Consider the following 25892-nt stretch of genomic DNA (forward strand, 5'->3'; position numbering starts at 1 on the left):
TCGGCCGGCCGAAAACCCGGCCGCTGTATAGCATGCGACGAGCGTTTTTGGCCAGCAGTATGCGACATGGCAAACGTGCGAATTTTGCAGTTATTTCAGAGTGATGCCGTCAGCCGACGATACCGCTGGAACCGGTTCTTTCGGGGGTATGGGGCAAACGGTCGTCGGGGCTGGCGTGATCCACCACCTTGGGAGGTTCCTGGGCCGTGAGGTCCCTCTGCCGACGACTCTGGCGATTGAGCGCCGCCGGCTTGCTCGGCGTCGAGCGAGGCCGATCACCGCAGATTACACGTTCTCGAACTTTTCGATGACAAGCGTTTCGGCGAGCGCGTCCCGGGTCCATTCCTGGAACGCCGGAAGCGCCAGCATCGTGTCCATGTAGGCCTTGGTCTCCGGCGTGACCTCGATCGCGTAGGTGCGGAAGCGGTGCACGACCGGAGCATACATCGCATCCGCCGCGCCGAAGCGCCCGAACAGGAACGGTCCATTGGCGCCATACCGGGCCCGGCATTCGCGCCAGATCTCCTGCACGCGCGCGATATTGGCCTCGGCGTCCGCCGACAGCGTCACGGGGCGCACCGGGCGGTGCAGGTTCATGCCGCATTCGTTGCGAAGGGCCATGAAGCCGGAATGCATCTCGGCGCACACCGAACGGGCATGGGCGCGCGCGGCGGCCTCGTCCGGCCACAACTTCACTTCCGGATAGCGCTCGGCGATGTATTCGATGATGCTGAGCGAATCCCACACCGTGATGTCGCCATCGACCAGCACCGGCACCTTGCCGGCGCGGCTGAACGAGATGATCTGCTCCTTGTCCGCGGGATTGTCGGTGTAGAGCGGGATGAGGGTCTCCACGAACGGAATGTCGTTGGCGCGGAGCGCGAGCCAGGGCCGCATCGACCATGACGAGTAATTCTTGTTGCCGATTGCGAGTTTCAGCGCAGCCATGTCATCAGTCCTTCTCGATACGCCTTGAAGCGAGCCGCTTTTAACGCCATCGCCTGCCGCCAATCAATCGTTGCTGCACCTCGCCATGCGTGGCAAGCGTTGCGATCCTCTCCGGGAGACTGACATGAGCAGGCATTGGGTCGACATCACAGCCGTCGGCTTCTTCATCATCGAATGGCTGGTCTACGCCCTGACGCTGGAGCAATCGGCCTATGGCCGCGACAGCCTGTCGGCGCGCATGAACCGCTACCGCGAGGTGTGGGTGCGCCGGCTACTCGACCGCGACGCGCGCATGGTCGACATGCAGATCATGGCCTCATTGCAGAACGGCACCGCCTTCTTCGCCTCCACCAGCCTGATCGCGCTCGGCGGCGCGCTGGCGCTGCTGCACGCGACCAACGACGCGATCACGATCTTGAGCAAGCTGCCGATCGATCTCAGTACCTCGCCGGCGATGTGGGAGCTGAAATGCGTCGGCCTCGTCCTGATCTGCGTCTATGCCTTCTTCAAATTCGCCTGGTCGTACCGCCTGTTCAACTATGTCGCGATCCTGTTCGGCGGCATGCCGGCAGCCGCGCAGCGTGACACGCCGGAGGCCGAAGCTCATGTGATCCGCACCTCGCGCCTGTTCGAATCCGCCGGCCGCCATTTCAACCGCGGCCAGCGCGCCTTCTTCTTCGCACTCGGCTATCTCGGCTGGTTCGTCAGCCCCTGGGTGTTGTTCGTGACCACGGCAACCGTGGTGATCGTGACTTGGCGGCGGCAGTTCGCCTCGAGCGCGTGGGAAGCGATGGCGCCGGAGGTGGTGAATGGCGAGGAGACGCGGCGCGGTCCCTGACGCGCTCGTGTTGCGGCTCTGCAGTGCACCGCTGAGTAGCGGTGCGTCCACAAGAGCGAATGTGGCGCACCCTCTCTCCACATCGTCATTGCGAGCGCAGCGAAGCAATCCAGAATCCCCCCGCGGCGGCAGACTGGATTGCTTCGCTGCGCTCGCAATGACGGAGCATGAGGCGGCAGCGCCACTTTTCCAGCTCGCATCTTGAATTGCGACTATAGCTTCGCACCTTCGCGGCGCATTTTGCCCGAGTCTGGCCACTTCACCCTCTTGTCCCAAGAGGCACAGGGAAGTCTGCGGTCATAGTCCTAAGCCGGCGTCTCGATCTGCTATGTGCAGCGATTGCCGCGTGGAACTCCCTAAAGTCGCTTTGATCTATCTCAATTCTCTTACAGACGCGGGCATCAACTTGAGAGAGTCGCGTCATCGCTCCGCCGCGCCGGCCGGGCGGTTGGGCGCTTCCAGGGAGCTCGATATGATCAAGTCGCTCGGAATTGCCACATTCGCCTTCTGCTTCGCAGTATCGGCTCAGGCGATGACACCTGCCCCGATTGCACAGCCCGAAAGCCTCGTTACGGAAGTTGCTGCTGCCTGCGGCGTCGGTAGGACACGTATCAACGGCGTGTGCGTAGCACGGACGACGGTCCGTCATACCCGTCGGGCGGTCCGCAGATGTGTGAGAGGAACTACGTGCTGATTGCTTGTCCTTCAGGACAATACCGCAAAGTGGTCTCGCCATGATTAAAATAGAAGAGTACCGACCCCAACGGTACATCAACGGCCCCCGGCCTCAGCCCTCCAGACTGAGGCCGTCTTGCGCCTGAAAGGTTGGCCGGACCGGTCACCTTGTCGGATTTATCGACCCGGCAACAGCATGAAACCGCAATGCTGATGCCAGCAGGCCAACAAAATCAAAACTCGAGAGCACGCTTCCATCGTCAATTGGCCAAGCCGATGCTGGAGGTGAATAGCGCAGACACACAAAGCAAATGTTTACGCAATTTACCACTCGACCATCAACGCGATGGTCTTCATTTTCCCATCTGATAATTGCCTTGCACGCCTTGTTTGGTCGGATGCTCGGAATGGTCCTTTCGCAGCGGAGGTGGCCGGCATGTCCGAAATGGTAGAAGTGCTCGCCGGAACGAGTTTGTTTCTGCTCGCCTTCTCGCTGCTGATATTCGACATACCCCGCTACACCTTATCGCTGGTGTCTCTTGCTCTGTTCAGCTCGAAGCGGCGAAGCGCCAGTGGGACGGTTTGCGAGGCGACGGTAAGCGTGATTATCCCGACCTTCAACGGCGGCTCCGGGCTTGCTCCTTCGATCAGCTCGCTGCGCCGGCAAACCCTGCGACCTGTCGAAATCATCGTCGTCGACGACGGCTCCACCGACCAAACACGCGCGGTCGCGGAGCGGGCGAGAGCGCAGGGGCTAGTTGATATGGTCATCTGCCATGGGACCCGCTGCGGCCGCAGCGCTGCCATCAACGCTGCAGCACGGTTTGCCCGCGGCGATCTTCTTCTGACCGTAGATGCCGACACTGTCTTCGAACCGAACGCGGTTGAGCGCCTCGCGGCTGCGTTCGGCGATCCGCTCGTCGCCGGCGCAAGTTGCAACATCGCGATCAGCAATGAGCGCGATTCGATATGGACAGGACTTCAAAGCGTCGAATACCTGATGTCGATCACTGCGGGGCGGTCGATCCTCGACGTGGTGGATGCGATCGCGTGTCTGTCCGGCGCCTGTTCCATGTATCGGCGGGATATCTTCACGCAGCAGGGCGGGCTCGACGTCGGCCCTGGCGAAGATATGGAGTACACCTTACGGCTCCGCAGGCTCGGCTATGTCATTCGGTTCGTGTCCGACGCCTGGGCGGAAACAGCCGGCCCCGCAAGCGGCATCAGTCTGTTGCGCCAGCGCGCGCGCTGGGATCGCGATGCTCTGCGCATCCGTTTCATGATGTATGGCGAGCTGAGTTTTCGCCATCCGCTAGAGCGTTTACCGGACACGATCCAAAGGCTGGACTTCATCGTCTTCGATCTCGTTCCGACGCTCAGCCTGCCGTTCTACTTGGCCTACATTGTGCTGTTGTTCGGCCCGGATGCCGTGTTGTTTCTCTCGGCGATCTACCTGCTGCTGCTCTGGATCTCGGTATTCACTATGGCACTTGTGTTCGCCCTATTCCAACGATCCGTCGGAAACTTTGGCTGGAAGATGGCGCTGATCTTTCCCTTGTACCAGGGCGTCTATCTGAAGTGCGCGCGGTTTTTTTCCTACTCTTCGGAAATCATCTTTGCCTCGTCGCGGAACGATGATTTCGTGCCACCGCGCGTTCGCCGTGCACTATTCGGAGATCGGACAAAAGAGGTGGCCAAATGACGGTGGCCCTGACGCGACTCGATCCGCATATTCCCGATCCTATCGAGAGCCGTCGGCGCGCGGCCGGACGGACCGTCCGCGCCGCCTATGCGACAATCGTATTCGGCATACTCGCATTCTTTGTCGTCTATTTCGGGAGGCCAATTCTCTATCTCGGCGGCCCGGGCAGCGTGTCCTCGCCAAGATATTTGGTTTCACTGCCCTACATCGTGCAGATCAACAGCATCACCGTGGTGAGAGGTGGATCGGTCAAGGCAGGCGAAGAAATCGGAAGGGTGCGGTCTCCGCAGCACGATGAAATCGTCGCTACTTATATGCGCTCGCTCGCGGGCATCGCCGGCCGCAAAGCGGAACTGCGTGTCAAAGCCCGGGTTGCGCGCGAATCTCTCGACGCGGCGCGCTCACATCTGCAGCTTGCTGAGGAAGCTGTCCAACTTATCGCAACCTCATCGGCCGCGAGCCTGAATTACCGCATTGACATGTCGCGGGAGCGCGCCCTGGCGAACAAAGCCGTGGTCTCGCAGGAGGCGGAAGCCGCCGAGGCCAGCACTCAATTGGCCGCTCTCGACGAATTCAGCCGGCAACTTTCTGATCGCCTCGAAAAGGTTGAAAGCAGCTTTGCCGACGGAAGAATCTTTTCACCCATAGCTGGCATCGTCGCGAACAATCCAGCGCGTGCCGGCCAGTCACTGGTGGCGGGCACTCCGATCGCAGAAATTCTCGACCCCACCGATGTCTTCGTCGACTGGTACGTTCCCAACGAACGCCTGTCCGACCCGAAAGTCGGCAACGAAGTCTTTGTCCTGTTCGGCAACCGGCGAATTCTGGGCGAGATCGTGGAAATTCTGCCGGTGTCAGACGTGTACCCCGGAGCGGGCTCATCGGCGGCGCGCGAGCGTACCGCCTCGCAAATCGCGCGAATTCAGTTCAGCCCAGGCGCGCATCCCCCGGCGCTGAACTCGGCCGTCGACGTTCACATGCACTACACACAACTCAGCGCGCGCATCGCTTCCATGCTGGTGAAACTATTCGGGCTCGACGAGCTGTGAGAGGGAGCGAGGTGCAGCATGCAGATCGAAGCGAACCAAACGGGTTGCCCGGCTTGCGGCTCCTCCGCGCTGATGTTGTTTCCAGTATTCCACCACATGATCTGCGCCTATGTTGGTCCGGAGTATGACTTCACGCCAAACATCGCGGGATATACGTGCCCGAAGTGCTGCCGCGACATTGTGTCGGCCGACCCAGCTTGCGAGATCGTGGGCACTAGCGCGCGGTGCACAAGGTGTTGGGTCGAGATGGTGGTGTCCCCAGCGTGTGCTCCGGCTGGCTTGTAAGGATTAGCGGCGATCTCGGCTTATCCGTCGCTCAAGTGCGACTGCGGCGAGCAGAGTTGGACAGAGAATAAGCATAGGGTAGCTTCAGCAGCCAGGTAGAGCTGCCTTGGTCGGTAGCACGATGCCCGACTGTAACTACGATAGTTTCAACGGTCTCGCCTGTCTCCACAGGGCGAGTGAAGTTTGAGACAAATGGTTGCAACTCAACAGCGCATCGGTCAACAATGCCGCGCGAGTTGACGAAGGCGGAATTTTCACCACTTTTCCCAAGCGCGCCCGCGCTCCCACACACGGCGTTCTGGACCCAACGCGGTTGGCCGACATTGTGGCGATGGTCGCCGAGCAGGCACAAACTGCATAGACACCCGGTCGTAGCGGAGGCATCATAGCACCCGGTTGGCGTGTATCGGAGGACACCATGATCAGCTTGATCCGCGTTTTCGATATCGCCGTACTCACGTTGGGCATGTTCAACGTCTTGCTGGTGGCATTGATTATCTTTGCATTTTGATGCTCCCGCCGACGCGGCAATCGCCGTGCACGCGCGGCGGCTGCGCTTCAATTTCGCCGCCCGACTCAGGCTGAGGTTGTATTCGCTGCCGGCGTCTCGTCTGTGGCGGTTTGACAGGCGGCGCCGTGACGAAGCTTTGCAGCGCCGCTCGTCGGCACGAAGCTTTGGGCTCACAGAGAGCAATCCGCCCTGCCCTTGGCCTCTCGCACCCGAACGCTGCCGCGTCCACCGCAAGCCGGCTCGCGAACATGACGACCACAAGATCGCCCCTCAAGGATGAGCCGGGATGGCCAACACATACGCCGTGTCCGAATTTCGGCAAAGTGGAATATATTTGCGAAGATGGATTGACAGCAGAGCGACAAAGCAAGGCCGTAGCCCAAGCGAGAGTTTAGCCGCCGAAATCCCGCGGGCTGAACGGCAGGTCCATCACCTTCCATTCCCCGTATTTGTCGGCCGGCAACATCTTGTAGGGCTGGCAGGCCTGAAGCGCGCTCATGGCGGACTTCACGAGCGCGACGCCCTTTGCGGACGGCGGGGCTTCGATCAGGATCGGCTCGCGCGCCAGCGTGCCGTCGGTCGCGAGCACGGTGCGCAGCTTGATGTTGACGTTGTCGGTCGGCGCGACCCCAGCCGGCAGCTTGGCGCAGCTTCGCAAATGACGACGCAGCTCGGCGATGATTTCGACCGGCAGCTTCGCCGCGATTGAATCCTTGGCATCGCCGCCATCGTCTTTGGGGGCGTCTTTCGGCAGCTCCGTCGGCAATTCCGGCGGCAGGCCCAGCATGACGCCGTATTTGACAGTGACGTCGGGCTCCGGCGCCTGATAGGACGGCGGCGGCGCGGCCTCCGGGTGCTGCATCGCTTGTGGCAGTAGCTGTGGCGCCGGGGGCTGCGGCGTCGCCTGAGGCGGCGGCGACTGCGATGGCTGAGGCTGTGGCTGTGGAGGCTGCGGTTGCGGCTGCGCATTTGCCTCGCGCTGCTGCGGCGTCTGTGAAGGCTGTGGCTGCGGCTGTTTCTGCTGCGGCGGTTCAGGCGAGGCCTGCTGCTTCGAGGACTGTGCCGCAGCCTGCTGCTTCGCCTCGGGCTTCGGCGCGGCCGCCGCCTTGTCCTTATCGTTCAAATCGAACTTCGGCAGTTTCAGGTCAGGGGTCGGCTCCGGCGGCTTCGCCTTGAGTTTTTCCCCGGTCTTCTCCTCGGCTTTGGCCTCCTCCTGCTTCACCTGCTCCGGCGTCACGATGCTGACGGAAACCGATTCGGGCGGGCTGGCGTGAAACGGATGGACTTCGCTGATCACGATGATCAGCGCGACCAGCGTCAGATGGGCGATCGCCGACGCTGCAATGTCCGTCCGTATGATCTTCCGCAGTTCCATCGCCTGACTTCAGGTTGCCAAGCTGGTCCTAGCATACGGCAGGCCCCTCTCAATCCCATTTTGGCGCGAAGGCGAAATCGGTCAGGCGGCCCCTGGGACTGGCCAGCGCGGCGATCTGGGCCATCTCGTCGTCCGAAAGCTCGAAATCGAAGATCTCGATGTTTTCCGACAGGCGTTCGACGCGCGAGGTGCGCGGGATCGCAGCGACATTCTGTTGCACCAGCCAGCGCAGGCAGACCTGCGCCGGCGTCTTGTGATGCAGACGCCCGATCTCGGCGAGCGTCCGGTCGGTCTTGATCCGCCCCTTGGCGATCGGGCTGTAGGCGACCAGCGCGAGCCCGTGCTGATCGCAGGCCGCCCTCACCTTCGCCTGGTCGAGATAAGGGTGGTATTCGACCTGGTTGCAGGCCAGCGGCTCCGGCGACAACGCCACCGCCTGCTCGATCAGCGCCACGGTGAAATTGGAAACGCCGATGTGGCGGGTCAGGCCCATGCGCTTGGCATGCGACAGCGCGCCCAGCGTCTCCTCCAGCGGCACGTGCGAATTGGGCCAGTGCAGCAGCAGGAGATCGACGGAGGGAAGTCGCATGCGCGCCAGGCTCTCCTTGACCGAGCGCTCGAGATCGTGGGGCGCGAAATGATTGGTCCAGACCTTTGTCGTCAGGAAGATGTCGTCGCGGCGCACGCCGGAGGCGCGCAAGCCGTCGCCGACCTCGCGCTCATTCTCGTAGACCTGTGCGGTATCGATGTGGCGATAGCCGAGCCGCAGCGCCTGCTCGACCACACGGGTGCACATGCGCCCGCTCAGCTCCCAGGTCCCCAGCCCGATCGCCGGTATCCTTGCGCCATTGGTCTCGACGAACAGCATGAGGAATCCTCTCTGTCGCGGTCGCCCCAAATCATGATCCAGGCGTCATTATGAACCCGGCTGGCAACACTGCCAACGGGCGACACCGGCCGCCGGGTCGGATCTTGCGCGCAATGCTAACGGGAGGTTCGTGCCAGGCCTTGACGTCAGGCCTTGACGTCAGGCCTTGAGGTCAGGCCTCGAGCTCAGGCTTTGGCAAGCGCCTGGAATACGGTGTCAGGCGCATGCGCGATCACAGCGAGCAGCGCGCGGGCGGGTCCCCGCGGGGCCCGCTTGCCCTGCTCCCAATTGCGGATGGTCTCGACGGGAACGCCGAGCTTGGCCGCGAACTCCATCTGGGTCAGGCAGGCACGGCGGCGCAAATCGCGCACGGCGAGCGAGCTGGTGTCGGGCGGCGCTGCGTTAGGTACGGGCTGGATTGGAAACGGCTGGACCGGAAACTCCCGCCCATCCCGCAACTCGACAATCCGTCCGTCCGCCTTCAACCGCACACGCATGCTCATTCCCCCAAGCAAGGCGATGATGCGGCAGCTCGCTTAAGTTCGGATTAAAGATGATGGCTGCGTATACGGTCTCGTGCCCCGGACGCAGCGCAGCGCTTCTTCAGCGGTGCGCTGCAGAGCCGGGGCCCATGTCGCTGCAATACTGTGCCGCTTCTGGGTCCCGGTTGCGCAGCAACGCCAAGGGCGTTGCAGCGCGCCGGGGAGACGAGAGTGCGTGTAGCCCTACCTCAACCCGAACCACAACGTCGCGATGCCGAGGAAGGAGAAGAAGCCGACGACGTCAGTGACCGTTGTCACGAACGTGCCGGAGGCCACGGCCGGATCGGCCCTGACACGTTCGAGCGCCATCGGGATCAGGATGCCTCCGAGTGCGCCGGCGAAGAGGTTCACGATGATGGCGAGCCCGATGACCAGGCCGAGGCCCGGGATCCTGAACCAGGCCACCGCAGCGACGCCCGTGATCACGGCAAAGGCGAGACCGTTGACGAGGCCGACCAGGCCCTCGCGCACCACCACGCGCCAGGCATTGGAGGAGCCGAGCTCGCGCGTCGCCAGCGCCCGCACCGCGACCGTCATGGTCTGGGTCGCGGCATTGCCGCCCTGGCTTGCGACGATCGGCGCCAGCACGGCGAGCGCCACCATCTTCTCGAGCTGCCCCTCGAACAGGCCGAGCACGGACGACGCCAGAAAGGCGGTGGCGAGATTGACCAGCAGCCAGTTGAACCGCGCGCGTGCAATGGTGAACACGGTGTCGGACAGCTCTTCGTCGCTGTTGACGCCGCCGAGCGCCTTGAGGTCCTCGTCCGCCTCTTCCTCGATGACGTCGACGACGTCGTCGACGGTGATGACGCCGACGAGGCGGTCCTGGGTGTCGAGCACCGGGGCTGCGACGAGATTGTACTTGCCGAACATGCGCGCCACCTCCTCCTGGTCCTCCAGGACGGAGACGCGGCGGCGATCCTCGTCGGTCAGTTCGGCAAGCGCCACCGGGCGGCGGGCGCGCAGCAGCACGTCGAGCGAGACCGCGCCCTGCCAGTGCTGCTCCTTGTCGACGACGTAGATCTCGTAGAAGCGGTCTGGCAGATCCGGCGTCTCGCGCATGTAGTCGATCGCCTGCCCCACGGTGAAATCCTGCGGCACGGCGATGAACTCGGTCTGCATCCGGCGGCCGGCGGAGTTCTCCGGATAAAGCAGGCTGCGCTCGAGCACGACGCGCTCCTTGAGCGGCAGCTTCTCGAGGATCTCCTCCTGATCGGCCTGATCGAGCGTTTCCAGCAGCTCGACCGCGTCGTCGGATTCGAGCTCGCGCACACCTTCCGCGACCGTCTGCGGCGGCAGTTCCTCGAGGATCTCCTCGCGCACGCCCTCGTCGAGCTCGTTCAGCGCGGAGAAGTCGAAATCGCGCCCCGTCAGCTCAACCAGGCGGACCCGATCGTCGGGCTCGAGAGCCCCAATGAGATCGCCGAGATCGGCCTCGTGCAGCTCGGCAACGCAAGCGCGCAGCGCGGCGCTGTCGCCGGCCTCGATCGCATGGGTAATTTCCGCGACGAATTCGTGACGAATTTCGCCGTCTTCATTGCGCATCGGCACGTGGTCGAGTACCGATTCCGCGGCAGATGCGGCACCGTCCAGATGTTCATCCATGGCGCGCCTCGCCGTTCGACAGGTTGGAACGAATGGTCTGAGCTGACGGTTCAGGCAATACCCACAAGGCAACTCTGAGCGCAATGACAAAGATGCTTCGACTGAGGTGGACCTCGATGTCGGCAGGCGCAGCCCTCGCCGCCCTCACCGGCATCGCCTCGAGTGAAGCCGCCGAGTGCCCGCGCAAGGACGCGCTCGGCACCTCCCGCATTCTGAGCGTCGACGCCAAGACCGCGCCGCGCGTGGGCCTGAAGAGCTTTCCGCAGACGCTGGAGCTTGCCGATCACGAGGTCGTGCTGACCTTCGACGACGGGCCGCATCCGCCGACGACGTCGAAGGTATTGGTGGCACTGGCGCAGGAATGCGTGCGCGCGACCTTCTTCCTGATCGGCCTGCACGCCTCCGAACACCCTGACATGGTCAAGCGCATCGCGCGCGAGGGCCACAGCATCGGTCACCACACCTTCTCGCACCCGTTCATGGCGCGCATTCCGTTCGACAAAGCGAAGAGCGAAATCGACCGCGGCATCGCGGCCGTCGAGCTGGCTCTGCACGGCACCTCGACAACGACGCCCGCGACCCCGTTCTTCCGCTTCCCCTATTTCGAGGCGACGCCAGCCGAGCTTGACCTGCTCCAGTCCCGCGGCATCGTGGTGTTCGGGGCCGACCTGTGGGCCAGCGACTGGAACGAGATGACGCCGGAGCAGGAAATGAAGCTCGTCACCGAGCGGCTCGCCGCCGCCGGCAAGGGTATCATCCTGTTCCACGATCCCAAGGCGCGTACGGCTGCGATCATGCCGGCCTTCCTGCGGTATCTGAGGGAGAACCGCTATCGGGTGGTTCACGTCGTGCCGGCGGGTGCATCACAGAAGAGTGCCGACGCGCATTGATGCCGGAATGTCACGCCGGTGCAAAATGGGGTGATTTGGGCCCTATTAACAGTCCGTTCATGCTACGCCATGCAAGTATCAAGGGGACTTGTCGCGGCAGGGTTCTGGGTCGGGGTTCTTGCGCCTGAACCGTTTGCTGATGTCTCCGACCTACTATGGCGGCAATCGCGTAAGAGGGCAGACCGGGTTCATGATCGGAAGTAGCGTTGTTGCTCGGACGCGATCGTGGATCGTCCTTTGCCTTGGCAGCTTTCTTGGCGGATTCCTTGGTGTCCTGACCATCGGCTCGCCGGCCATTGCGGCCGACTGCCCCGGCCATCCGGACGCGCTCGGGACCTCCCGCACGCTCGTGGTCGATCCGCACGAGCATCCCCGCATCGGCACCATGCAGTACCGCGAGACGCTGCCGCTGAAGGACCATGAAGTCGTCCTGACCTTCGACGACGGTCCGTTGCCGAAATATTCCAACCAGGTGCTGCAGATCCTCGCCGACGAGTGCATCAAGGCGACCTTCTTCATCATTGGCGAACAGGCCAAGGCGAACCCGGAAGGCGTGCGCAAGCTGGTCGCAGCGGGCCATACCGTCGGCACCCACAGCATGACGCATCCGCTCACAATGGACCGGATGCCGCTCGACAAGGCCGAGGCGCAGATCAATGGCGGCATCGAGTGGACATCGGCCGCAATGACCGATCCGTCCAAGCTCGCGCCGTTCTTCCGCATTCCCGGCCTGATGCGCGCCGACGGCGTCGAGAACGTTCTGATCTCGCGCGGCATCCAGGTCTGGAGCGCCGATTTCCCGGCGGACGACTGGCGCCATGTGTCGCCCGATCGCGTCTATCAGCTCGCAATCCAGCGGCTTGAGGCCAAGGGCAAGGGCATCCTGCTGCTGCACGACATCCAGGCCCGCACGGTGGCGGCGCTGCCGAAGATCATCCGCGACCTCAAGGCGCGCGGCTATCGCATCGTGCACGTGGTGCCCGCGACCGCCGAGCAGCTGGCGACGCCGACAACGCCGGTGGAATGGCTGCTGCATCCGCCGACCGAGACCACACCGATCGCGCGCTGGCCGGCCGTGCCGAACTTCGTGTTCGCGCAGACCAAGACGCTTCCGGCACCCTCGCTGGCCGACCTCAACGCACAGGCCGCGCACCAACCGCTGCTGCCGCGCAAGACCATGGCGCTCGCCAATGTCGCGGCCACCCTGCCCGTGCCTGGCCGCGATCTCTTTGCGATCCCGGAAGGCTCGGTCGAGGTGCTGCTGTCGACGACCTTGTCGCGGCGCGCCGCGACGCGCCTGGCAATGGCGGCCGAGACGCCTCCTGCGGCCAAGGTCAAAGCCGGCAAGTGGCACGCTCCCCGCACCGCGCACGCTGCTCATGGCACACCGAACCACGCCGCAGAGACCGAGGGCACTGCAGCCAAGAGCACTGCCCCCAAGAGCGCCGCGCCCAAGAGCACAGCGCCGCGCCCGACCCGGGTGGCAAGCCTGAAGAAGCGCGCGCAGTAGAGCTTACTGTCGCATGATGTTGGCGACGCAGAGCAATACGATCAGCGCCAGGAAGAACAGGTCCATATAGGACTTGACCTCGCCGTCGCGCCGCAGCCGGGCGACGTCAACCACGACCTGCTTGCGCACACTCGTTCCGCCAGTGCCGTCATTGAGCGGAGCCTGAAGGCGCTTGGTCTCGGCTTCCAGCTTCTCGATCTTCTGGTAAAAGTAGAACGCCCGCAGCGTCGAAGCTGCGCGCATGCCGGTATAGACCAGCACCAGGATCGCGATAATCGCCCGGTTCTGGTACTTCTCCATGAAATTCAGGCTGAAATAGACCATCGCCATGAATGCGAAGTTGGTCACGAAGCGATAGACGAAGCTTAAAAAGACCATGCGGGCTTAAGCCTTGAAGGGTGGCGCAACCGACCGTGTTGCAAATGCGGGGATCAGGAGCCCAGACCGGAACAGCCGGCCTGAATGCCATGCAGCCCCGTCTACGCCAACTTTGTTTCAACAAAGATACTATTGCCCCGGCAATGCCGCCTTTTAGCCACGCCCGGCCATAATGCAAGCCGGAGCACGGCCGCCGGTCCGCGGGCCTGCTGGCTGCAACGGCTCCTTGGAGATTCGGCCGAAGTCCCGATAGACTGGGACCGCCACATGTGGGGTCTGCCGATGCCGAAGAAGGGAATCACCGGCCACGACGACTGGGTACTGACCGAGGCGCTGGCGACTGCGCTGGTCGCACTGGAGCAGCTCGATACCAAGCACCAGCCGAGCGCGCATATGGACGACATCCGCAAGATGCTCGCGAACGGCAAGGAGCCGGCGGCGGTGACCCTGCATCTCGCCCAGGCCAAATGCCGGCTTTTTCCCGACCTCGATCCGCTGGAGATCTACCGGGAATACGGCATCGGCGAGGAATATGGCTGAGGGCGCCGTTGACGGCCGGACCTAAGGCCCGCCGGCGACCGATCCGGCGATCACCATGACCAGCGCGGCCAAGTCGATCTTGCCGTTGACGATCAGCTCCTCCGAGGCTTTCGCGTCGTGCGCCCGTTCGACCTTCAGCGATTGCGGCCGGTTCGCCGCCTGCCGCTTCAGCTCCTCGACGATGGCTTCCGTGAGTTTCTCTTCCAGCATGGGCTTGTCCTCAGGCCGCCATCGCACGGCAGGATTGCGCGCAGGAGCGGCACATGGCGACGCACTCGTCCATGCCGCCGACCCGCTCGCAATCCTCGGCGCATTCGCTGCAAATTTCGGCGCATTCGCCGCATGTGTGCCGGTGATGCGGCGTATTGATCAGCATGAAATGCGCCGCCGTCCGGCACATTTCGGCGCACGCCATCATCAGGCGGAAATGCTTGGGCTCGACGTGCTTGCCGCCGGTCTCGAGGCAATGGTTCATCGCGGTGCCGAGGCAGGTCTGATAGCAGCTCATGCAGAGCGCGATGCAGCGCGTCATGTCTTCGGATTGAGCCATCCGGTGTCTCCATTGCTCGCCCCCTGCACCGGTCAACCAGAGGGATGTTGTGATCGTTCCTGCCGTCGTGCCGATTGTGACGTCCAGGGAACCTCGCAAAGCTAGCCGTAACGCCTGGCGCGCACCGCCCGGTAGCGAGCATCGGTCTGCGGCTTGATGAACAAGGCGGCCACGCTTGGATGGCGTTTGCGTATCTCGGTCTCGATCGAAACGACGCATCGCTCGATATCGTCGGCGCGCTTGTCGTCCGCAAATTCGATGCTGAGGGCCGCAACGATTTCGGCCGGCGACAGCTGCACCGTCAGCAGGCCGTTGGCCCTGAGCACGCCGGGCGACCGCCTTGCGATGTCGAGGACCGATCGCGCAAGTTCCGGATCGGCGGGCTCGCCGATCAGCAGGCTCTTGCTCTCGCGCGCGAGACCGATCGACACGATCGCCAGCAATATCCCGATCATGATCGAACCGATCCCGTCCCAGACCGGCTGGCGCAGCAATACGGCCGCGGCAGTGGCCGCCGCGGCAATGGCGATGCCGACCAGCGCCGCGCTGTCCTCGAGCAGCACCATGAATGCCGGAGGATCCTTGCTGCGAACGAAAGCCTGGTAATACCCGAACCGCTGGCCGTCGGAGCTGAAGCGCCGCAGGGCAACCAGCCAGGAACCGCCTTCAAACAGGAACGACAGCCCGAGCACCACGAAGCTGACGATCGGACTTTCGATCGGCTCGGGTGCGGCGACATGCAGAATGCCCTGATACAGCGAGACACCGGCGCCCAGCGCGAAGATCAGCAGCGCAACGATGAAGCTCCAGAAATACAGTTCGCGCCCATAGCCGAGCGGATGGGATTCGTCGGGCGAACGGCTCGCGCGCCGGTAGCCATAGAGCAGCAGGATCTCATTGGTCGTATCGACGAGCGAATGCACCGCTTCGCTCGTCATGGCCGAACTTCCCGTCCACGCGGCGGCGCCGATCTTCGTGACCGCGACCAGGACATTGCCGAAGAGCGCCGCATAGACCGCGGTCTTCGAGGATGATTCTGTTGCCAATGTCCGATACCCCGTTCCTCATGCCAGCCGCCGCGGCAGGCTGTTGTGGATCGTGCAGGCGGCGAGCGCGGCGTGGCCGAACGCGACCGATATCTGGTGCAGGTCGGTGACGACGTCGCCGATGCCGTAGAGCCCGTCGACCGAGCTGCGCTGATGGTCGTCGACTTTCAGATGGCCGTCTGCGGTGTGTTCGGCCCCAAGCGTCATCGCGAGATGCGAGCGCACTTCCGCACCCATCACCGGGTAGACCATCTCGAATTGCGCCGTCCGGCCATCGGCGAAGACGGCTTCAACGCCGTCGTCTCGCCGCCTCAGGCGCAGGCCGGGCGCGACGACGATCTCGACACCGGCTTCATTGAGCTCCGCTGCCGCGGGCTTCCCGTCATCCTCGCCCGTTGCCAGCAGCGTCACGTCGCGCGAGTAGCCGCGCATGAAGAGCGCCTTGCCGGCGGCGCGGTGAAGCGGACCGACGATGCCGATGCGACGGTCGATCGCCTCGAAGGCGTCGCAAACGGGACAGTAGCGCAACAGCCCGTCCGCGACGGCCGCGCGCCATTCGTCGAACGGCGGATGGGCGTCGACGATGCCGCAGGCAAGGATGACGGTGGCGGCCGTATGCGCGCCGCCGTTCCAGATCGCCTGAAAACCGTGATCGTGTCGTCGCAAGCCGGTGACCTCGGCATCAACGCGCGTGACCGCGAGCTCGCCCAGTTGCGCGGACATGCGCGCGAGCAGGTCAGTGCCGGAGAGGCCGTGGACGAAGCCCGGCACATTGTGACTGCGCGGGATCAGCGCCGCCCGGCTCGCGCCTGCGTCCACGACACAGACGCGGCGCCGAAATCGCGCGAGGTAGATCGCAGCCATCAGCCCGGCCGGGCCGCCGCCGACGATCAGGCAATCATACGGCTGATCATTCGCCGTCATTTGGGGTTTGGATCCGACAGGCCCGCACCGGGCTCGCGAAGCTGTCCGCTCCGCGACAGGCGGACCGCGTTGCCGAGTGCGCGCGCGACGTTCTGCACCTCCGTCTGGAATGCCCTGTCGTCATCGAGGTCGCGGTGCGAGGTGGCGTATGGCTCCATGTAGCCGACATAGCCATCGAGCTCGGCGAAGCGGCCCGCCGAGATCAGCTGCATGTCGGTCAGCCAATCCGACAAGGCCCGGCGCGCCCCCTCGGCACCGACCGCATCGCCGTGAACGACGAGGCCGAAATGGCGGCCGGCGAGATGGCGCGGATAGGACCAGCCCTTCAGCTCCAGCGCCTTGGCTTCGGCAGCCTTCTTGCCGTGGGTCGAGGTCGGATCGGGATTGCCGCCATCGGCGCAGACCATGCGATCCATCATCGCCTTCAATCCGGCGGGCACGTGATACCAGTTCACCGGCGTCACGATCAGGATGCCGTGGGCGGCGACCCACAGCGGATAGATATCGTTCATCCAGTCGTCGGTCTGTCCCAGCGAGTAGTTTGGATAGCAGCTGCACGGCCAGTGGCAGAGCGGCATCGCTGTTCCGACGCAGGATTTGCAGGGATGGATCGTCCTGCCGAACTCCGAAGCCAGGCGCGACAGATCGAGGATGTCGACGGCAAATCCAAGCTCGGCAAAGACCGGCTCGGCGAGTTCGACCAGGCGCCAGGTCTTGGACATCTCGCCGGGACAGGTGTGCTCGCTGCGGGCCGAGCCGTTGATGATGAGGATGCGCGGCGTCTCGTCCGCGTCGTCATGGCGTCGCTGCGCTGCCAGGATCTTCGCGCGCGCATCGAGCCAGTCGATGGCGATGTCGTAATCGGGATCGGAGAATCCCGCGCCCGCCTTTCGCGTCAGCGGGGCCTTGCGTGAATTGCTGTAGGCATCCCAGGCTGCGCCGACGATGGCGTCGAGCTCGCGCTGGAGCGGTGCAAAGGCGGGATCGACGAACCGGCTCCTGTAGCGGTGCTCGAAGGCCTCGCGCGAGAGCTTGACGGGCGGCATCCCCTTGCGAATGTCGGCTTCCGTCATGCTGGCTCCTCGCGAGGTCGGTACAGTTCGACCAACCCGGGGCGCAGCGCGCGGTTCCTTCTCGCTCTCGTGTCGCTGCTCTACTGGCGGACAACTTGCGGCGGCACATCGAACTGCGCGATGCGCTGGTCCAGCCGCCACAGTTCGATGCGGTGCACCAGCACGAGCGAGGCGGCCTCGCGCTTGGCCTGCTCATCATTGTCGCAGACCAGGTTGATGCATCCAAACACATGCCCGTCCGGATCGATCTGGAACGCGCGGTAGTGCTTGATGCTCCGCATCGTCACCCTCCCCGTCTCGGGTACACGGGTTCGCTCAGCCAGTCCGTCAGGTTCGAGGTCACCTCGTTCTGCTTGGCGCGCTGAAGCAGCATGTCGCGCTCCTTGCCGGGCGGCAGGCTGCGCGCGCGCTCGCGAGCGGTTTGGGCGAATGCCGCCAACCGCTCCTGGAGCGATTGGGTCTGTTTCCTGCGGTTGCGTTTCGCGGTCATTGTACTTTCACAAAGCCCTTTTGATCGGAGGAATTGGCCCCGGCGGGAGGTCGGGCGCCGGGGCCAAAGTTCATGCCGGTTGGGGCGGCCCAGCCCGGCAGTGTTGGCAGCTTCGGCCGCAACCGCAGGTTCCGGCATTTCAATAAGTTAACGGTGCGTGATTTTGCTGGTGCGAAACGAAGGGGCCGAGCAGCGACGGATGTGCGCATTCCCTTCGCACGCCGGCGCTGCCTCGAGTGCGCCGGAACCGAAATGCTGATTCGCTTATTGATGAAGGACTTGAAGGAGGATCATCATGGCGAAAGCAGCATGGAAACGGCCGGGCTCACCGATCGGCCGCAAAGGCCCGCGCAAGGCAAATCCCGCGTACAAGCGCCGGGCGCGCGAACGGTGGACACCTGCGGACGTGAGCAAGCTGAAGCAGCTCGCAAAAGGAAACACGCCCACGGGCGTCATGAGCATCAAGCTGCAGCGCCCGGTCGCGGCCATTCGCAGCAAGGCGCAGCGCGAAGGCATTTCGCTGAGACCCGTCAACCGCTCGCCATACAACAGGCGATCCAAAGCAGCGAAGCGGCGCTGACTGGCGCGCCCATCCCGGCGCATGCTGCACGTTTGGTGTCGTCGGCTCCTATTCCGACGGCACGCGGTGCCGGAGATCCTGTCCTTCCCGGTCGTCGCGGAGGGCCTTGAGCTCCGAGCGCAGCATCGCGCTTTCCATCACCACCCGGCGCACCTGGCGCGTGGCGTGATCAAGCTGGTCCGCGACCGCTCTGCGCTGCGCCCGGAGGGCGCGGCTTGCTTCGATCGCGCGCTCAGCGCGGGCAAGCAGGACGTCGTTCATGGAACGACAATATAGGATTCGGGACGAAACTGCCTTTACGTAAGTTACGTCAATTACTCAAACCCAGCCATCCGCTCAAAAAACATCCGCGAACACTAACCTGGATCAAGTACGACCGTTCCCGAAGCGAGCAAACGCTTAGCTCCGTCGATAGAGTTGCAGATAGCTCGGGGAGAACAGCGCCGCATCCTTGAGCGCATCGAGATCGGTGATGGTCAGCGTGCGATCGCGCAGCACGATCAGGCCGGAAGCACGCAACTCCTGAACCGTGCGATTAAGATGGACCACCGACAGGCCGGTGGCGTCCGCAAGATCCATTTGCGTCACCGGCATCACGCAGGAATTGCCCTCGACCATGCCGACAGGACGCAGCCGCTCGATGATCTCGCAGAACAGATGGGCCACGCGTTCAAAGGCCACCCGGCGGCCGAGGTTGATGGCCCATTCGCGCTGGATCGCGTTGTTGACGAGCGTCTCGCACCAGAACGCTTCCGCGAGCCCACGGTCGCCCGCCACCAGACTCTCGAACCGCGCGCGCTTGATTTCGGTGTAGACGACCGGCGTCATCGCCGCGATGGAATGATCCATCACCGAGAGCAGGAACGCGTGCGCGTCGCAACTTTCGCCGGGAAAGAGAAAATTGACGATCTGTCTCCGGCCGTCCTCCAGCGTCTTGTAGCGGCAGAGCCAGCCGGACAGCACGAGGCGCACGCTGTCGACCGGATCGCCCTCCGAGATCAGATCCTCGCCCGCTCCTGCGCGCTGGATTCCCTCGAGCATCGCGTATTCGAGCGAGGTGCGGGCCTCCGTCGACAAGGGCCTCAGCACGTTCAGCCGGCGAATGACCGGGTCCACCTGGCTGCGATCTAGCGTCGACAAGGGCATCAGCTGGCCACCGCCGGTGTATGAAACGCCCGCTTGCTGAGGGGAATGGTGATCGTGCATTCCAATCCCTTGGGACTGAATGCCAACCTGGTCTGCCCCTTGAACTCGAACGCGAGTGTGCGCTCCAGAAGCTCGGTCCCAAATCCTTTGTGCGGCGGCGGCGCAACCGGCGGCCCACCGCGCTCCCGCCACTCGAACACCAGCTCCGCCGGGTCGGTGCCCTGCTCGAGGCGCCAGGAAATCTCGATGCGACCGGTCGGCCGGCTCAGGGCGCCGTATTTGAGTGCGTTGGTCGCGAGCTCGTGAATGGCAAGGGCAAAGGTTTCCGCTGCCTTCGACTGAAAACGCACCGGGGGACCGCTGACACGTACCTGCTCGCCCTCCCTGGCATTATAGGCCAGCATCTCCTCGACGGCGAGGTATTCGAGATCGACGCCGCCCTCGGGATCGCGGGTCACCAGTGCCTGGGTACGGGCGAAAGCGTTGAGCCGGCCATCAAGATGGGAGGCAAACTCCTCGACCGTCGAGCTCGTATCGGCCGTGCGACGAGCAATCGAGCGCACCACGCCGAGCGTGTTACGGACCCGATGCTGGAGCTCGGCCAGGAGCAGGCGCTGCCGCTCCTCGGCGCGGGTCATGGCGGTGATGTCGACGAAGGTGATGACGACGCCGGCGATGAAGTTGTCGATGCTGCGATAGGGCAGGATGCGCACGATGTAGCGCGTGCCGCTGTCCGGCGCCCTCAGCTCGCGCTCGGCGATAACGAGCGTCCGCAGCACGCCGCGAATGTCGTCATAGAGGTCCTCGATCGGGATGCGCGCCTTGATGTGCGCGATGGGGCGGCCTCTGTCGGTTTCGACGAGATGCAGGACCTGCGTGATCGCCGGCGTGAAGTTCATCACGCGCAGATCGTTGTCGAGGAACACGGTCGCGATCTGCGTGCTCTCCAGGAAATTCTCGAGATCGCTGGTGGCGCGCGTCAATTCCTGGACGCGGTGAGCCAGCTCGCCGTTCACGGTGGTCAATTCCTCGTTGACCGACTGCAATTCCTCGCGCGAGGTTTCGAGCTCCTCGTTCGCGGACTGAAGCTCTTCATTGAGTGACTGGTATTCCTCGTTGGAGGATTTCAGCTCCTCGTTGGTGCTTTCGAGCTCTTCGATGGTCGCCTGAAGGCGCTCCCGCGTCGCCCGCAGCTCGCCTTCGATACGCTCGACATGCTCGGTCTGCACCAACGCATTGGGCTTGCCTGCGCCGGCATCGATGGCGCGCACCGGGCCGTCCTTGAACAGGACGACAAAATTGCGATCGCCGCTGCCGCTCTCCTGGATCGGCTCCACCGTGATGTCGACGGGAATGTGCTGGCCGTTGGCGCCGAGCTGCACCTGTTCGGCATGGGCGGGCTCGTTGGTCTCCGCCGCGCGGCTGAGCACCGCCCGCAGGTCCAGGCGGAGATCGCGGTGGACGAGTTGGAGCAGATCGAGCGTGGCGGCGCCTGCCGTCGGCTCGATGTAGCGTCCGGTGCGCCCGGAAAAGTGCAGGACCTGAAAGTTGCTGTCGGCGATGACATAGGCGGGCGCATAGCGCTCCGCGATCCGCTGCGCGCGACGCTCCAGCCCGATATCAGGGCGGAAGGAGCGCGCCGGCGCTATCTCGAGGTTTGCCCTCCCCGCGGCGGTCGTGATCGGAAATTCCGGCGGCAGCCGGGTTCCGGTCTCGAGCTTCTTGAAGATGCGGGCGCGGCGGTCGACCGGTACGAACAGTTTTGGATGCCGCGTGACGTTCTCGGAATTGCCGAGGAACAGGAACCGATCCGGCAGAAGGGCGAAGTGGAATAACGGGATCACCCGGTTCTGCAGTTCGGCATTGAGATAGATCAGCAGGTTGCGGCAGGAGACGAGATCGAGCTTGGAGAACGGTGCGTCCTTGATCACATTGTGCTGCGAGAAGATGCACATTTCGCGCAGCTCCTTGACCACGCAATAGGTATCGCCTTCGCGCACGAACCAGCGCGCCAGGCGCTCGCTGGTCATGTCCGCCTCGATCTTGGTGCGATAGCGGCCGACGCGCGCGGCCGCCAACGCCCGTCCGTCGATGTCGGTCGCGAAGATCTGAACCTGCGGCACGGAGTCCATTTTGGCCATGTGCTCGCGCAGGAGGATACCGATCGAATAGGCCTCCTCGCCGGTGGCGCAGCCGAGCACCCAGACGCGAACCTGCTGGCTCGCGTCCTTGCCTTCGAAGAGCTTCGGGACGATCTGGTTCTCCAGCACCTCGAATTCACGCTTGTCGCGGAAGAATTCGGTGACGCCGATCAAGAGGTCGTTGAAGAGGTGCTGCGCCTCGTCCTGGTCGTTGCGCAGGAAATCGACGTAAGCGGAAATGTCGCCGATCTGGACCACCTGCATCCGCCGCTGCACGCGACGCAGGAAGGTGTTCTGCTTGTAGCCGTGGAAATCATTGCCGGTCTTGCTGCGCAGGATGTCGGCGATGCGCGACAGCGAGGTCGCTGCAGCGGCCAGCACCTCATCGAACCCCTGCTTCTCCTCCAGCCGCCGCAGATGACGGGCATAGACCTGGATGTGCTCGGCGATGTCTTCGGCGGTCAGCACGTAGTCGGCGATCGCCGCCGGCGTATCGGCGTCCTTCAGATGATCCGCGTCGTCGCTCGCGCCTTTTTCGGCGATGGCAAGGCCGCCGTGGTCCTTCAGTGTCGCGGTACCCAACGTGCCATCGCCGCCGATGCCGGACAGGATCACGCCGATCGATTGCTCGGCGCGTTCTTCCGCCAGCGACACCAGGAAGCTGTCGATCGTCGCCCGCTCGCCGGGCGCCTGCTCGGCCGGGCGGACGCCGAAGCGACCGTCCTGGATCGTCGTGATCATCGCCGGCGGGCACAGATAAATCGTGCCACCCTCGATGGTCTGGCCGTTGCCGACGTCGGAAATCTTGCCACCGTGGGAATTTCGCACGATCTGGCGCAGCCGCGGCTCGTCGAGGGCCTCATGATGCTGGAATGCGAGCACGACGGCCTGGTCGGCGCTTACGGTCAGCCTGGAAAAGAACCGCTCGACGCTATCCAGAGCTGTCGGCGCGGCGCCCACCCCGATGATCAGCGGAGACCTGGTCTGGCGCTCTCTTTCGACCGACTGGTCGCCGATTTCATGCATGGTCTCGGTAGCTCTCATTCATTGACGGGAACCAGAGGACGCCCGCTCGCCGCAAATAGCAGAATTGATATTATCCCAACAGGTGCAAGGCGGAAACGTCACGCTGCGTTCCGTACAGCGAGCATTGGGCATTAGGCATTGAGCTTGGGTGGCCTGCCAACGCCCCCAGATCACTCCGGACCGACTTGCTGCCGAAGATAGGCGATCCGCTGCTCGATCAGGACGCGATGGCGCAGCCATTCCGTGAGGGTCTGCTTCAGCGCCTCGACCAACCGTTCCGCCTGGCCCGCGTCGTGGCCGCCGGCACTGAGCTCGCGGATGCGCGCCTCCTGATCGAGGATGCGCCGCGAACCCTCCTCGATATCCCGATCGGCCTTGATCAGATGGCGGCGCTCGGTATCGAGTTGCTCGGTCCATTCGGCGAGGGAAATGGCCATCGCGACCCTCAAGCCTCCCGCCTGCGAATGGGAGGATCGAGCGACTTTAGCACAACGCGCCGGATCATGTCGGCATATTCGCGATATTCGGCAGCGCGCGCCTGGTACATCTCGGCCACCGCCGGCCGGCCGTTGCGCCGTCCGTCGGCGGCCATGCGCTGCACCAGCTCGGCCCGCTCCTCGATGATGCGCAGTGCGACCCGCAGGGCTTCATCCACTTGCCCCTCCTGCTCTTTTGCGAGGACGTCGGCGGCGAAGGCGTGACCGACCTGGCAACGGAAGCGCATCGGGTGCGATTCCTTCATCTCGGACAGGACGCCCCCGCAGGCCGGACAGGTCAGCGCAACCGGATCGGCCATCGAGACGAGACGGTCACTGCCGATCCGTTCGCCGGCCGCGATCTCGACCTCGAGCCGGATCTCCGGCGGGATCGGCAGTGCGGCGCCGGCAGCCTCCCTGGCGAGATCAGACAGCACGTCGCCCATTCCGGCGCCGGGAACGCAAAGATCGATGATGGTCGCCTCGAGGGCGCTCCTTGGCATTTCATCGGCGATGGCATCCGAGGGGTCCTGAACCACCGAAATCCCGCCGCAACGCTTGATGGCGTTGAGACCGGCCGAACCGTCGGACAACAGGCCGCTGAGCAGCACACCGATCACACGCGGGCCGTAGTTGATGGCGGCCGAGCGAAACAAGGCATCGATGGCCGGCCGGACCATGTTCTCGCGCGGGCCGCGCCCGAGGAATACGCGATCCTCGGACAGCAGCAGATGGTGGTCCGGTGCGGCCAGATAAACCCGGCCTGGCTCGATCTTCATGCCGTTTTCGGCCTGCCGGACCGGGAGCGGACCGGCGCTGCTGGCCACCGTCGAGAGAATGCCGATGCCCTGCGCCGGGATGTGCAGCACGATGAACACCGCCGCGGGCAGATCCGGCGGCAGCCGGCCCAGGATCTGCTTCAGCGGCGCGGTCGCGCCGGCCGAGCCACCTATGACGATGATGTCGCGGTTGCTCATGGAACCCACTATCGGTTGTATTCGTTTGTACCAAGGCGGGTCACCGCCCTATGTTCCTATGAACCGGCAACGAAGGGGTGGAAGGCACCATGGCGATGTCGCCTCGATCGTCAGGTCCAGAGTCGGCGCTCAGCGGGCGACGCATCTTCATTGTCGAGGACGAATATTTTCTCGCCGACGACATTGGCAGAGCATGTCGCGCGCTCGGCGCAGACATCGCGGGCCCGGTGGGCGATCTCAACGACGCACTCCGTATCCTGCACGACGGCAGTGTTCTGGATGCCGCCGTGCTCGACGTGAACATCCGCAGCGAGATGATCTTTCCGGTCGCGCGCGAACTGAAGGCACGGAACGTCCCCTTCCTCTTCACGACCGGATACGACAAGGTCACGATCAGTCCGGAATTCCACGACGTGCCGATCCTGGAGAAACCGATCGATATGCCTGCGATGGCACAGAGGCTGGCGGCGCTGATCGCCGATCCGCACGGCCGAGCCTGACGGCGATCAGAACAGATGCGCGAAAGCGAGCCAGGCGGTCACCGCCAGACACAGAAGCACCGCAGCATAGGGCAACGCGATCCGCAAATCAGCAGCCCTCCCGGTCATCAACCCATCATCATCCAGACGATCGCCGCCATCATGACGAGAAAACCCGTGATTGCCGTTGCGACAAAGGCCTGTTCGACGCGATCCATCGGCATCACAGCCCCCTTTTTCCAGCCGAACCAGTCTGACGGCGCGGGGAGCTTTGCGCATTAGGCTATGTGAATCGGCGTCCTCCTTATCGGTCCGCGCCGCACTGGTTAGCTTAGATTGCGACGGTATCGTTCTACGACTTCGCCGTGCCCGGCTCCGCCATCTTGCGATGCTGCTTGGCCAGCATCTCGTTCGGCGTGACGTTGGCGATCGTGGTCTGGATCTTGTTCTTCATTCCGGTCACGATGTCGGACTCCCCGCGCAACATGGCGTCGAAGCCGGCCTTCGCCACGTCGTAGGCACTGTCCTTCGGATCGGTGCCGACCTTGGTATCCATCATGTCGGCGCGGCGGAAGAACTCCGTTTCCGTGGCGCCAGGCATCAGGCAGGTGACGGTGACGCCGCTGTCGCGCAACTCCTCGCGGAGCGCGAATGAGAATGAATCAAGAAACGCCTTGCTGGCGTTGTAGACCGCCTGAAAACTGCCCGGCGTGAATCCCGCGATCGAGCCCGTGATCAGGATGCGCCCCGAATTGCGGCGAAGCATCTCGTTGCCGGCGCGATGGATCAGATACAGCGTGCCGGTGATGTTGGTGTCGACGAGGTGCTTGATCCTGGCAAAATCCTGGTCGAGGAAGGCCTTGCCAAGACCAACGCCGGCATTGGCCAGCAGCGCGTCGATCGGCCGGTCGCCGACCGCGGCGCAGAGCTTGTCGACGCCTTCGGTGGTGGCGAGATCGGCCTGGACCGGTTCGACGCTGCTGCCGAGCCTGCGCAGATCGACGGCCACCCTCTCGATCTCGGGCTCGTCCGCCGCAATGACAAGGTTGAAACCTGCTTGGGCACAGCATCTGGCGAGTTCCAGCCCGATGCCGGTGGAGGCGCCGGTGACGACGGCAAGTTGATTGGCGGGCATGAGCGTATCCTTCGCTAATCCTCGAGGGGGATTGATGACGCTCCAATCACCGCAATGCGCGCTCGTTCCTATCGGGACGCACGCTGGTGCGGCGCAAAGATTTTGCACTGTGCAATAGCAACCATCGTTCGTT

Annotated in this window: 28 protein-coding genes; 9 read left to right on the top strand and 19 right to left on the bottom strand. The window is 63.7% G+C overall.

Annotated elements, in window-relative coordinates:
- Positions 1 to 285 precede the first annotated feature (285 nt).
- Positions 286 to 948 carry a glutathione S-transferase family protein gene (locus tag ACFQX9_RS06255; protein ID WP_018455191.1) on the bottom strand — a complete coding sequence of 221 codons (663 nt, stop codon included), beginning with the start codon at positions 946 to 948 and terminating at the stop codon, positions 286 to 288.
- Positions 949 to 1072: 124 nt separating this feature from the next.
- On the opposite strand from ACFQX9_RS06255, the gene ACFQX9_RS06260 reads away from it, so the two are divergent.
- The 4 genes from ACFQX9_RS06260 (at position 1073) to ACFQX9_RS06275 (ending at position 5858) form a co-directional block, all read left to right on the top strand.
- Positions 1073 to 1786 (top strand): DUF599 domain-containing protein, encoded by a 714-nt coding sequence (locus tag ACFQX9_RS06260; RefSeq protein ID WP_018455192.1) that lies wholly within the window; start codon positions 1073 to 1075, stop codon positions 1784 to 1786.
- A 1111-nt stretch (positions 1787 to 2897) separates the two neighbouring features.
- Entirely contained in the window at positions 2898 to 4163 is a 1266-nt protein-coding gene (locus ACFQX9_RS06265; RefSeq protein ID WP_247371897.1) for a glycosyltransferase, read from the top strand.
- The gene (locus tag ACFQX9_RS06270) at positions 4160 to 5212 is read left to right on the top strand and encodes an HlyD family secretion protein (protein WP_377787238.1); all 1053 of its coding nucleotides are present in this window, start codon (positions 4160 to 4162) and stop codon (positions 5210 to 5212) included. Before ACFQX9_RS06265 ends, ACFQX9_RS06270 begins: the two co-directional genes overlap by 4 nt.
- 481 nt (positions 5213 to 5693) lie before the next feature.
- Entirely contained in the window at positions 5694 to 5858 is a 165-nt protein-coding gene (locus tag ACFQX9_RS06275) for a hypothetical protein (RefSeq protein ID WP_247336178.1), read from the top strand.
- A 541-nt stretch (positions 5859 to 6399) separates the two neighbouring features.
- On the opposite strand, the gene ACFQX9_RS06280 is transcribed toward ACFQX9_RS06275, so the two are convergent.
- The 4 genes from ACFQX9_RS06280 to mgtE form a co-directional block, all read right to left on the bottom strand.
- Positions 6400 to 7383 carry a hypothetical protein gene (locus ACFQX9_RS06280; protein ID WP_085384444.1) on the bottom strand — a complete coding sequence of 328 codons (984 nt, stop codon included), beginning with the start codon at positions 7381 to 7383 and terminating at the stop codon, positions 6400 to 6402.
- A 49-nt stretch (positions 7384 to 7432) separates the two neighbouring features.
- Positions 7433 to 8251 (bottom strand): aldo/keto reductase, encoded by an 819-nt coding sequence (locus ACFQX9_RS06285; RefSeq protein WP_018455196.1) that lies wholly within the window; start codon positions 8249 to 8251, stop codon positions 7433 to 7435.
- Between the two features lie 185 nt (positions 8252 to 8436).
- On the bottom strand, positions 8437 to 8754 hold the full coding sequence (locus tag ACFQX9_RS06290; protein WP_085351361.1) for a DNA-binding transcriptional regulator: 318 nt from the start codon (positions 8752 to 8754) through the stop codon (positions 8437 to 8439).
- A 222-nt stretch (positions 8755 to 8976) separates the two neighbouring features.
- On the bottom strand, positions 8977 to 10398 hold the full coding sequence (gene mgtE / locus ACFQX9_RS06295; RefSeq protein WP_018455198.1) for a magnesium transporter: 1422 nt from the start codon (positions 10396 to 10398) through the stop codon (positions 8977 to 8979).
- A gap of 116 nt (positions 10399 to 10514) precedes the next feature.
- Between mgtE and ACFQX9_RS06300 the strand changes: the two genes are divergently transcribed.
- Positions 10515 to 11288 (top strand): polysaccharide deacetylase family protein, encoded by a 774-nt coding sequence (locus tag ACFQX9_RS06300; RefSeq protein WP_162496377.1) that lies wholly within the window; start codon positions 10515 to 10517, stop codon positions 11286 to 11288.
- Between the two features lie 190 nt (positions 11289 to 11478).
- The gene (locus ACFQX9_RS06305) at positions 11479 to 12798 is read left to right on the top strand and encodes a polysaccharide deacetylase family protein (RefSeq protein WP_377787244.1); all 1320 of its coding nucleotides are present in this window, start codon (positions 11479 to 11481) and stop codon (positions 12796 to 12798) included.
- A 3-nt stretch (positions 12799 to 12801) separates the two neighbouring features.
- Here ACFQX9_RS06305 and ACFQX9_RS06310 read toward each other — a convergent pair whose 3' ends face one another.
- The gene (locus ACFQX9_RS06310) at positions 12802 to 13176 is read right to left on the bottom strand and encodes a hypothetical protein (RefSeq protein ID WP_018455201.1); all 375 of its coding nucleotides are present in this window, start codon (positions 13174 to 13176) and stop codon (positions 12802 to 12804) included.
- 282 nt (positions 13177 to 13458) lie between these two features.
- Between ACFQX9_RS06310 and ACFQX9_RS06315 the strand changes: the two genes are divergently transcribed.
- A complete protein-coding gene (locus ACFQX9_RS06315; RefSeq protein ID WP_240543306.1) occupies positions 13459 to 13716 on the top strand; it encodes a hypothetical protein in 258 nt (85 codons plus the stop codon).
- Between the two features lie 21 nt (positions 13717 to 13737).
- On the opposite strand, the gene ACFQX9_RS06320 is transcribed toward ACFQX9_RS06315, so the two are convergent.
- The 7 genes from ACFQX9_RS06320 to ACFQX9_RS06350 form a co-directional block, all read right to left on the bottom strand.
- Positions 13738 to 13926 (bottom strand): hypothetical protein, encoded by a 189-nt coding sequence (locus tag ACFQX9_RS06320; protein ID WP_018455203.1) that lies wholly within the window; start codon positions 13924 to 13926, stop codon positions 13738 to 13740.
- A gap of 10 nt (positions 13927 to 13936) precedes the next feature.
- Positions 13937 to 14266 carry a four-helix bundle copper-binding protein gene (locus ACFQX9_RS06325; RefSeq protein ID WP_007611368.1) on the bottom strand — a complete coding sequence of 110 codons (330 nt, stop codon included), beginning with the start codon at positions 14264 to 14266 and terminating at the stop codon, positions 13937 to 13939.
- Positions 14267 to 14367: 101 nt separating this feature from the next.
- Positions 14368 to 15312: a cation diffusion facilitator family transporter gene (locus ACFQX9_RS06330; RefSeq protein ID WP_247362521.1), complete on the bottom strand. Its 945-nt coding sequence runs from the start codon at positions 15310 to 15312 to the stop codon at positions 14368 to 14370.
- Between the two features lie 18 nt (positions 15313 to 15330).
- Positions 15331 to 16236 (bottom strand): NAD(P)/FAD-dependent oxidoreductase, encoded by a 906-nt coding sequence (locus tag ACFQX9_RS06335; protein WP_085351358.1) that lies wholly within the window; start codon positions 16234 to 16236, stop codon positions 15331 to 15333.
- Positions 16233 to 17309, bottom strand: coding sequence for a flavodoxin family protein (locus tag ACFQX9_RS06340; protein ID WP_377787250.1), 1077 nt, complete (start codon positions 17307 to 17309; stop codon positions 16233 to 16235). The genes ACFQX9_RS06335 and ACFQX9_RS06340 overlap by 4 nt, the downstream gene beginning before the upstream one ends.
- Positions 17310 to 17389: 80 nt before the next feature.
- Positions 17390 to 17590 (bottom strand): hypothetical protein, encoded by a 201-nt coding sequence (locus ACFQX9_RS06345; protein ID WP_085384447.1) that lies wholly within the window; start codon positions 17588 to 17590, stop codon positions 17390 to 17392.
- Positions 17591 to 17592: 2 nt separating this feature from the next.
- Positions 17593 to 17799: a hypothetical protein gene (locus tag ACFQX9_RS06350; protein WP_018455208.1), complete on the bottom strand. Its 207-nt coding sequence runs from the start codon at positions 17797 to 17799 to the stop codon at positions 17593 to 17595.
- 406 nt (positions 17800 to 18205) lie between these two features.
- Here ACFQX9_RS06350 and ACFQX9_RS06355 point away from each other — a divergent pair, with 406 nt between their 5' ends.
- Complete coding sequence (locus ACFQX9_RS06355) at positions 18206 to 18379, top strand: hypothetical protein (protein WP_240543305.1); 174 nt, start codon at positions 18206 to 18208, stop codon at positions 18377 to 18379.
- A 48-nt stretch (positions 18380 to 18427) separates the two neighbouring features.
- On the opposite strand, the gene ACFQX9_RS06360 is transcribed toward ACFQX9_RS06355, so the two are convergent.
- The 5 genes from ACFQX9_RS06360 to ACFQX9_RS06380 all read right to left on the bottom strand — a co-directional run bounded on the left by ACFQX9_RS06360 (position 18428) and on the right by ACFQX9_RS06380 (position 24145).
- Positions 18428 to 18640, bottom strand: a complete 213-nt coding sequence (locus ACFQX9_RS06360; RefSeq protein WP_377787255.1) for a hypothetical protein — start codon at positions 18638 to 18640, stop codon at positions 18428 to 18430.
- Positions 18641 to 18778: 138 nt separating this feature from the next.
- Complete coding sequence (locus tag ACFQX9_RS06365; RefSeq protein ID WP_085351355.1) at positions 18779 to 19525, bottom strand: Crp/Fnr family transcriptional regulator; 747 nt, start codon at positions 19523 to 19525, stop codon at positions 18779 to 18781.
- Positions 19525 to 22692 carry a CheR family methyltransferase gene (locus ACFQX9_RS06370; protein WP_204511418.1) on the bottom strand — a complete coding sequence of 1056 codons (3168 nt, stop codon included), beginning with the start codon at positions 22690 to 22692 and terminating at the stop codon, positions 19525 to 19527. Before ACFQX9_RS06370 ends, ACFQX9_RS06365 begins: the two co-directional genes overlap by 1 nt.
- A 170-nt stretch (positions 22693 to 22862) precedes the next feature.
- Positions 22863 to 23129 (bottom strand): hypothetical protein, encoded by a 267-nt coding sequence (locus tag ACFQX9_RS06375; protein WP_018455213.1) that lies wholly within the window; start codon positions 23127 to 23129, stop codon positions 22863 to 22865.
- A gap of 8 nt (positions 23130 to 23137) precedes the next feature.
- Complete coding sequence (locus tag ACFQX9_RS06380; protein ID WP_247362515.1) at positions 23138 to 24145, bottom strand: chemotaxis protein CheB; 1008 nt, start codon at positions 24143 to 24145, stop codon at positions 23138 to 23140.
- An 89-nt stretch (positions 24146 to 24234) separates the two neighbouring features.
- Between ACFQX9_RS06380 and ACFQX9_RS06385 the strand changes: the two genes are divergently transcribed.
- Positions 24235 to 24645, top strand: coding sequence for a response regulator (locus ACFQX9_RS06385; protein WP_083926391.1), 411 nt, complete (start codon positions 24235 to 24237; stop codon positions 24643 to 24645).
- A 331-nt stretch (positions 24646 to 24976) separates the two neighbouring features.
- On the opposite strand, the gene ACFQX9_RS06390 is transcribed toward ACFQX9_RS06385, so the two are convergent.
- Positions 24977 to 25759, bottom strand: a complete 783-nt coding sequence (locus tag ACFQX9_RS06390; RefSeq protein ID WP_377787260.1) for an SDR family NAD(P)-dependent oxidoreductase — start codon at positions 25757 to 25759, stop codon at positions 24977 to 24979.
- Positions 25760 to 25892 lie beyond the last annotated feature (133 nt).

It is taken from the genome of Bradyrhizobium sp. GCM10028915 (genome assembly GCF_042666195.1).
Classification (GTDB): Bacteria; Pseudomonadota; Alphaproteobacteria; order Rhizobiales; family Xanthobacteraceae; genus Bradyrhizobium; species Bradyrhizobium canariense_D.

Bases quoted from the DNA above. Each gene is read 5' to 3' on its own strand.
- ACFQX9_RS06255 (WP_018455191.1), bottom strand. From the start codon at position 948: ATGGCTGCGCTGAAACTCGCAATCGGCAACAAGAATTACTCGTCATGG.
- ACFQX9_RS06260 (WP_018455192.1), top strand. From the start codon at position 1,073: ATGAGCAGGCATTGGGTCGACATCACAGCCGTCGGCTTCTTCATCATC.
- ACFQX9_RS06265 (WP_247371897.1), top strand. From the start codon at position 2,898: ATGTCCGAAATGGTAGAAGTGCTCGCCGGAACGAGTTTGTTTCTGCTC.
- ACFQX9_RS06270 (WP_377787238.1), top strand. From the start codon at position 4,160: ATGACGGTGGCCCTGACGCGACTCGATCCGCATATTCCCGATCCTATC.
- ACFQX9_RS06280 (WP_085384444.1), bottom strand. From the start codon at position 7,383: ATGGAACTGCGGAAGATCATACGGACGGACATTGCAGCGTCGGCGATC.
- ACFQX9_RS06285 (WP_018455196.1), bottom strand. From the start codon at position 8,251: ATGCTGTTCGTCGAGACCAATGGCGCAAGGATACCGGCGATCGGGCTG.
- ACFQX9_RS06290 (WP_085351361.1), bottom strand. From the start codon at position 8,754: ATGAGCATGCGTGTGCGGTTGAAGGCGGACGGACGGATTGTCGAGTTG.
- mgtE (WP_018455198.1), bottom strand. From the start codon at position 10,398: ATGGATGAACATCTGGACGGTGCCGCATCTGCCGCGGAATCGGTACTC.
- ACFQX9_RS06300 (WP_162496377.1), top strand. From the start codon at position 10,515: ATGTCGGCAGGCGCAGCCCTCGCCGCCCTCACCGGCATCGCCTCGAGT.
- ACFQX9_RS06305 (WP_377787244.1), top strand. From the start codon at position 11,479: ATGATCGGAAGTAGCGTTGTTGCTCGGACGCGATCGTGGATCGTCCTT.
- ACFQX9_RS06310 (WP_018455201.1), bottom strand. From the start codon at position 13,176: ATGGTCTTTTTAAGCTTCGTCTATCGCTTCGTGACCAACTTCGCATTC.
- ACFQX9_RS06315 (WP_240543306.1), top strand. From the start codon at position 13,459: ATGCCGAAGAAGGGAATCACCGGCCACGACGACTGGGTACTGACCGAG.
- ACFQX9_RS06320 (WP_018455203.1), bottom strand. From the start codon at position 13,926: ATGCTGGAAGAGAAACTCACGGAAGCCATCGTCGAGGAGCTGAAGCGG.
- ACFQX9_RS06325 (WP_007611368.1), bottom strand. From the start codon at position 14,266: ATGGCTCAATCCGAAGACATGACGCGCTGCATCGCGCTCTGCATGAGC.
- ACFQX9_RS06335 (WP_085351358.1), bottom strand. From the start codon at position 16,236: ATGACGGCGAATGATCAGCCGTATGATTGCCTGATCGTCGGCGGCGGC.
- ACFQX9_RS06340 (WP_377787250.1), bottom strand. From the start codon at position 17,309: ATGACGGAAGCCGACATTCGCAAGGGGATGCCGCCCGTCAAGCTCTCG.
- ACFQX9_RS06345 (WP_085384447.1), bottom strand. From the start codon at position 17,590: ATGCGGAGCATCAAGCACTACCGCGCGTTCCAGATCGATCCGGACGGG.
- ACFQX9_RS06350 (WP_018455208.1), bottom strand. From the start codon at position 17,799: ATGACCGCGAAACGCAACCGCAGGAAACAGACCCAATCGCTCCAGGAG.
- ACFQX9_RS06360 (WP_377787255.1), bottom strand. From the start codon at position 18,640: ATGAACGACGTCCTGCTTGCCCGCGCTGAGCGCGCGATCGAAGCAAGC.
- ACFQX9_RS06365 (WP_085351355.1), bottom strand. From the start codon at position 19,525: ATGCCCTTGTCGACGCTAGATCGCAGCCAGGTGGACCCGGTCATTCGC.
- ACFQX9_RS06370 (WP_204511418.1), bottom strand. From the start codon at position 22,692: ATGCATGAAATCGGCGACCAGTCGGTCGAAAGAGAGCGCCAGACCAGG.
- ACFQX9_RS06375 (WP_018455213.1), bottom strand. From the start codon at position 23,129: ATGGCCATTTCCCTCGCCGAATGGACCGAGCAACTCGATACCGAGCGC.
- ACFQX9_RS06380 (WP_247362515.1), bottom strand. From the start codon at position 24,145: ATGAGCAACCGCGACATCATCGTCATAGGTGGCTCGGCCGGCGCGACC.
- ACFQX9_RS06385 (WP_083926391.1), top strand. From the start codon at position 24,235: ATGGCGATGTCGCCTCGATCGTCAGGTCCAGAGTCGGCGCTCAGCGGG.
- ACFQX9_RS06390 (WP_377787260.1), bottom strand. From the start codon at position 25,759: ATGCCCGCCAATCAACTTGCCGTCGTCACCGGCGCCTCCACCGGCATC.